Origin of the sequence: Pseudomonas sp. MD195_PC81_125 (assembly GCF_014060985.1) — a bacterium.
In the GTDB taxonomy this organism is placed as follows: domain Bacteria; phylum Pseudomonadota; class Gammaproteobacteria; order Pseudomonadales; family Pseudomonadaceae; genus Aquipseudomonas; species Aquipseudomonas parakoreensis.
This window is the reverse complement of sequence record NZ_JABULD010000346.1, coordinates 1-5,916: the sequence shown is the minus strand read 5'-3', so window position 1 is coordinate 5,916 and position 5,916 is coordinate 1. Positions and strand designations below refer to the sequence as shown.

The 5,916-nt window shown below is 55.4% G+C and carries 6 protein-coding genes and 1 pseudogene; 1 reads left to right on the top strand and 6 read right to left on the bottom strand.

Annotation, left to right across the window (positions count from 1 at the left end):
• Together HT737_RS14405 and HT737_RS14400 are read right to left on the bottom strand one after the other, a co-directional pair.
• A partial coding sequence (locus HT737_RS14405; protein WP_182402995.1) for a PAS domain-containing sensor histidine kinase occupies window positions 1-1,077 on the bottom strand: 1,077 nt, incomplete at its 3' end.
• On the bottom strand, window positions 1,067-1,882 hold the full coding sequence (locus tag HT737_RS14400) for an alpha/beta fold hydrolase (RefSeq protein ID WP_034139786.1): 816 nt from the start codon (window positions 1,880-1,882) through the stop codon (window positions 1,067-1,069). The genes HT737_RS14400 and HT737_RS14405, both read right to left, overlap by 11 nt.
• Window positions 1,883-2,315: 433 nt before the next feature.
• Here HT737_RS14400 and HT737_RS14395 point away from each other — a divergent pair, with 433 nt between their 5' ends.
• On the top strand, window positions 2,316-3,542 hold the full coding sequence (locus HT737_RS14395) for a zinc-dependent alcohol dehydrogenase (protein ID WP_108590163.1): 1,227 nt from the start codon (window positions 2,316-2,318) through the stop codon (window positions 3,540-3,542).
• A 135-nt stretch (window positions 3,543-3,677) separates the two neighbouring features.
• On the opposite strand, the gene HT737_RS14390 is transcribed toward HT737_RS14395, so the two are convergent.
• The 4 genes and pseudogenes from HT737_RS14390 to HT737_RS14375 form a co-directional block, all read right to left on the bottom strand.
• Window positions 3,678-3,899 (bottom strand): hypothetical protein, encoded by a 222-nt coding sequence (locus tag HT737_RS14390; protein WP_182402993.1) that lies wholly within the window; start codon window positions 3,897-3,899, stop codon window positions 3,678-3,680.
• Window positions 3,900-4,119: 220 nt separating this feature from the next.
• Window positions 4,120-4,961 (bottom strand): annotated as a pseudogene (locus tag HT737_RS14385) (YifB family Mg chelatase-like AAA ATPase); the annotation flags it as partial.
• A gap of 178 nt (window positions 4,962-5,139) precedes the next feature.
• Window positions 5,140-5,310, bottom strand: coding sequence for a hypothetical protein (locus HT737_RS14380; RefSeq protein WP_167443788.1), 171 nt, complete (start codon window positions 5,308-5,310; stop codon window positions 5,140-5,142).
• Window positions 5,311-5,344: 34 nt separating this feature from the next.
• The coding region (locus HT737_RS14375; RefSeq protein WP_308809986.1) for a GNAT family N-acetyltransferase at window positions 5,345-5,916 on the bottom strand (572 nt) is incomplete at its 5' end.

Genomic DNA, 5,916 nt, shown 5'->3' with positions numbered 1-5,916 from the left:
CCTCACGATGAACAATCCAAGCCCTACGCTGCGTGCGTTACGGTCGTTGGTGCCGCGGATCATGGGTTCGAATAGAGTCGCCATCAATGACTCAGGGATAATCGCGCCCTGGTTGCGAACGGACACAATGGTTTGATGCTCTTCACAAGATGAAGTGATGATGATTGGCTGCTTCAAATCTCCATAAGCAACGCTGTTAGCAACCAGGTTGCCAATAACTTGCTGTACCCGATCTGCATCAATGTATGCGATACCCGATCCATTGCATTGATGCTGCAAATTTGCAGCGGGAAAAGCGACGCGCAATTCATCGACACTCAGGCTGACTAAAGTATGCAGATCAACCGGGGCCGGCGTTACTGCTATTCCTCGGCCGACCCGGGCCAAGGTAAAGTCCAACAGATCGGCAATCATTCGTTCAGCGCGGCCAGCTGACTGGCTGATATGGCCGAGCATTTTGAATTGCTTAGCAGACAGTTCGTCTCTGGTTAACATGTCAGACGCCATTTTTATCGCAGTCAGCGGTGTTTTCAGGTCATGGCTGACGATAGCAACCATCTGCTCGGCGAATGATGCACGACGTTCGGCCTTTTCGTAGGCTATTTTCAACTCGCTTTGAGCAAGCTGAAGCGCAGTTTCCGCAACGGTTTTCTCGTGCAGTAGACCTTCGGCGACTTTTCGGGAGCTGAGTAGTTCGCGCTCATATTTGTCGCGATCGCTTATCGTGAATAGTGCCAGTTCAAAAAAAGCACCATCGGCATTTTCGCGCCTTACACCGTTAAGCAGCATTGTGACGCAATGTTTGTCCTTGTGGACCAGATCGAGCTTCACCTCGGCTACTGAGCCTTGCATACGCATCAGCGGCGCCCAATGGGTTTGGTGAAATATACGGCCGCCTATTGTCAACAGGTCTTGGAAACGCCGCCCGATCAAAGAGCAGGCGTCGAAGCCGACCCAACAGCAAAATGTCAGGTTGGCGAGCAAAATCGTCCCGTCCTCTTGCGTAACCACGAGGCCGCAAGGCGCGCCTTCAAATAGTGTCTGCGAGTCGGGACCTGGCGGTGCGTCAGTCGACATCCGCACCTGCCCTCAGCGTCAGGAAGCTGTCCATGGCTTCCGAACAGGCACTCGGTGCGCTCATGTGTGGGCAATGACCAACGTTAGCCACCAAGCTGAGTGTGCTGTTGGGAAGTACAGCATGCAGATATTCACCTACGGCGATGGGAGCGATGAAATCGTCGGTGGATTGCAGAATCAAGGTTGGTGTGACCAATCCCGCAACGTCCTTGCGATTGTCTGACATGAACGTCACGCGTGCGAATTGCTTGGCGATCTCAGGGTCGGTACGGCAGAAGCTATTGGTCAGTTCTTCTCCCAGTGCAGGTTGCCCGGGCGCGCCCATGATTACCGGTGCCATATTGCTGGACCAGCCAAGGTAGTTGCTGTCCAGCGTGTCGAGCAAGGACTGGATGTCTTCGAGTTTGAATCCCCCCACATAGTCATCGGAGTCAATGTAGCAGGGTGAAGGGCCAATCATCACATGCGCCGCAATTTTTCCAGGGCATAGGCGGTCCAGTAGGACACCTATCATGGCGCTAACAGAGTGGCCGACCAGAATTACTTCACCAGTGGCAAAATGATCGACGATTTCACCCAGATCATGGGCGTATCCCATCAAGGAACTGTATTTTTCCCGATCATACGCGCCGATATCTGACTGCCCCGACCCGACAAGGTCATAAAGGACAATCTTAAAACGAGACGTGAAGTGGTCGACCAAATAGCGCCACATGCTCTGGTCACAGCCAAAACCGTGGGAAAAGATCAGTGTCGAAGGACCTTCACCCATCACTTTTATGTTGTTGCGGTATCGCAGGTTCATGCGCGTCATCCCGAGAGTATCTAAGGTCTTTTGGCATTTTCGGCATTGTAGATAGCGCGGGTTGCGGTCACGCAGACCATTACAATAGCTACCCGTTAAGAGAGTATTCAGAAAACACGTGCTGCGATCTATCAGTACTATGGGGTCGGATGGCGGGGGAGGTGATTTTTATTCGGTACGTTAAGCGAATGATTTTGGCAGCTTCTGTGGCTTTTGGTTCAAATCATGCTGGGTGGAATCCATGCGATGAAAGTCACCACCCGGTAGCTGTCTATGTCGAATGATCGGATTACCGTTTAAATCGGACTTGCGTCCTGAATTCCTTTGTTATCGTCCGCTGATCTGACTTTGAGAAAGCTTACTGAACTCCAGTGTGCCCGAGTCCTTCGGTATGAAGACCAACGTCTTTTATTGAACGTACGAGGACATCACCATGCGAGCAATGACTTATCACGGCGCCCATGACGTCAGAGTCGAGAGCGTGCCGGATCCGGTACTAGAAGCGCCGGACGACATTATTCTGCGCGTCACCGCCACAGCCATCTGTGGTTCTGATTTGCACCTGTATCGCGGCAAGATTCCCACCGTCGAGCATGGCGATATCTTCGGTCACGAGTTCATGGGCATCGTCGAGGAGACCGGTTCTGGCGTGACTGCGGTCCAGCGCGGTGATCGGGTGGTGATCCCGTTTGTCATCGCCTGTGGTGATTGTTTCTTTTGCCAACAGGAGCTTTACGCCGCGTGTGAGACGACGAATACCGGCCCGGGCGCGGCGATGAACAAAAAACTGATTCCGCCGCCGGCGGCACTGTTCGGTTATAGCCGAATGTATGGCGGCATTCCGGGAGGTCAGGCTGAACTGGTTAGAGTGCCTAAAGCCAACACTGGGCCATTTAAGGTTCCAGGCACGCTGGCGGATGAGAAGGTGCTGTTTCTCTCCGATATCCTGCCAACCGCCTGGCAGGCGGTTCTCAATGCAAATATCGGTCAAGGTTCGAGTGTGGCCATCTACGGCGCTGGCCCGGTGGGACTGCTGAGCGCCGCCTGCGCCCGCATGCTCGGTGCTGAGCGCATCTTCATGGTCGATCATCATGCGTATCGCCTTGAGTATGCGCAGCGTACTTACGGTGTTATCCCGATCAACTTTGATGACGATGATGATCCGGCCGACACCATCATCCGGCAGACTCCGGGTAGCAGGGGCGTGGACGGGGTGATCGACGCCGTGGGGTTCGAAGCCAAGGGCAGCACCACCGAAACAGTACTCGCCACTCTCAAGCTGGAAGGCAGTAGCGGCAAAGCACTGCGCCAGTGCATCGCCGCGGTACGGCGCGGCGGCGTGGTGAGTGTGCCCGGCGTGTACTCAGGGTTCATTCACGGTTTTCTATTCGGCGATGCGTTCGACAAGGGCCTGACGTTCAAAATGGGTCAGACTCATGTGCAGCGGTTCTTGCCTGAGCTGTTGGAACACATTGAGACGGGTCGGTTGCAACCCGAGGCCATCATCACCCACAGGATGTCGCTGGAACAGGCAGCGGAAGGTTACCGGATCTTCGACAAGAAACAGGAAAACTGTCGCAAGGTTATCCTGACACCTGGCAGCAGCGACGTACCACTGGCCGACGTGAATGAGACTCCGCCAATGGCCCCAGTCGCTTAACGGTGACCCTTATCCTGCTGGCCGCTGATAGCGCCAAAACTTAAGCCGTGACTGTTGGAGTGAAGCCTGTCCTCACCATTGGATGACAGGCTTCATACTTGCAGCAGGCTACCGTCGCCATAAACCAGAACACCCCTAGGTTCCTTGGCCCATGCCTTCAACTGCCCGTCGATAATTCGCCGTCGCTTTCTCAATCATCGCTCTGCGCTCCTCTTTGGTGATGAACCCCTCTTCGCAATACTCCTCGGCAAGGCGCAGTAATTCATCGTATTGCTCAGGAGCGCTCATTCGAATTTCAGGATGAGTGAATAGTCGCTGCCAGGTTTCCAGTGCCTGTGCTTTTCTGTCTACATACATGACATAACCCTCCAAGTATGGACGGTAGAAAGGTCTGCACGTTTACCGTTCAATACCGGTGACGAGTGGGTGGCTAGAGTTTAAAACGCCGAGCCGCACGAGAGTCTGTTGAGAAACACCCGCAATACTTGGCGTTGAAGCATAAACACTTAAAGATCCGCATCACATGTGAGTTGCATCAATTTCCAATCAGTTGCATTTATTGTCAAATGTCACAGCTGCCACCGACCAGTGCCGGCCCGGAGGCCGAGTGGTGCGGCTGGCGAAAGGGCCGTTGTGGCCAATGGGTCAGTGGCACGCCGCTGGCGACCGATTGAATCGCCGCCACTTCCAGCGCCTCGCATTCGGAGAGTGGCGGCAGCAGGCCCGGCAAGCGACTCGCCAACAAGGTCTTGCCGGTCCCCGGCGGCCCGCTGAACAACAGGTTGTGTGCGCCCGCCGCCGCGATCAGCAGCGCCCGTTTCGCGGCCATCTGTCCTTGCACCTCATTGAGGTCGGGATAAGGTTTCGCCGCATGGATCAGCCCGTCCGAGACATAAGGCTCGACCGGCGTATGCCCGTTGAAATGCGCCACGGCTTCCAGCAGATGATCCACCGCAAACACCTTCAAACCCGAAGCCAGACATGCTTCCTCGGCATTCGCCCGCGGCACCACCAGTGCCCGCCCGGCCTTGCGCGCCGCCAGCGCCGCCGGCAACACCCCGCGTACCGGCCGCACAGCGCCGGACAACGCCAGTTCACCAAGCATTCCACCTCATCCAGCGTCAGACACGGCACCTGCACACTCGCCGACAGAATCCCCAGGGCAATCGCCAGATCAAAGCGCCCGCCGTCCTTGGGCAAGTCCGCCGGCGCCAGATTCAAGGTGATCCGCCGCGCCGGAAACTGCAGCCCGGAATTGATGATCGCGCTGCGCACCCGGTCCTTGCTCTCCTTCACCGCCGCCTCGGGCAGGCCGACCATGGTCAGCGACGGCAGACCGTTGGCCAGATGGACTTCGACGGTGACGGCGGGAGCATCCACGCCTATCTGGGCGCGACTGTGGACGATGGAGAGGGACATGGTCGTTCCTTGGGTTGGATCGGGGGGCCGCTTCCTGCGGTTTTTTAAGGGTAGTCGGGGAGGAGGGAGTTGAAGGGACAGTTGCCTGGGCAAAGCTTCACTGGATGTTGCTGGAGTCGAAAGGACTAATCTTCAAGCGAAAAAAAACCGCCTACTAGACGGTCTTTTAATGCGGGATTCAGGTTCCGCCACCGGCGAGCCAGCCATCAGGCTCCAATTCTTTGCCATAGGCCGCGGCGACCTTCAAAAAGTGCCGCTGACTGGCAGAAACCGTATCGGCCAAACTGGGCGTTTCTGCACGAAGCCTAGATGCGAGTAACGGCTGTTTTTTCTGTTTCTTCTGTTTCATAGACACCTCTCGTGTCTGGATGAATGAGTCGATCTTATTGGTCGTCCAGTGGAAAGACAAGGCGGTCGGCTGTGTCGAAATGAAACCCAAGTTTTTGGTAGTAAGGGATGGCGCCAGAGTCAGGTTCCTGGACCTCGATTTCAGTGCATCCCAGTCTCCGTGCATAGAATTCAGTTGTTAGTAGCGCCATGGGTGCGATCCAGCCCCGCAAGGTGTGGGTCTTGCCAGTTCGTCCCTGCAAAAGGATGATTTTTATGCAGATCGTGCTTTTGCGCGGAGTTGCGTAACACAAGCCGCACAGCTCTCCTTCGTACCAAAAAGCCAGGTCCAGACCCTTTGCGTCTTTGGTTTTCCACTTCAGCACGTCATCCCATGGATAGCTCACGGGCCCGCTCCACTGGTGGTATGCATTGATTGCTACAGGAGTAATTGGCTCAATTCCGAGTAATGTTGCATCCACCCCGGCAGCTAATGCTTCCGGGTCCATGGATACGGTTTGGTGTGCAAGCTTGCGGGCTTCGGATTTGAGTGTCTGATTACGGAGCTCGGTCCCTTTTCCTTTTCTTCGCATTGTCTGAGTTCTGTTTGGATCAGGCCGCAGAAGGT

Excerpts from the sequence above, each read along its gene's own strand:
- HT737_RS14390 (WP_182402993.1), bottom strand. The coding sequence starts at position 3,899 with ATGTATGTAGACAGAAAAGCACAGGCACTGGAAACCTGGCAGCGACTA.
- HT737_RS14380 (WP_167443788.1), bottom strand. The coding sequence starts at position 5,310 with ATGAAACAGAAGAAACAGAAAAAACAGCCGTTACTCGCATCTAGGCTT.
- HT737_RS14395 (WP_108590163.1), top strand. The coding sequence starts at position 2,316 with ATGCGAGCAATGACTTATCACGGCGCCCATGACGTCAGAGTCGAGAGC.
- HT737_RS14400 (WP_034139786.1), bottom strand. The coding sequence starts at position 1,882 with ATGAACCTGCGATACCGCAACAACATAAAAGTGATGGGTGAAGGTCCT.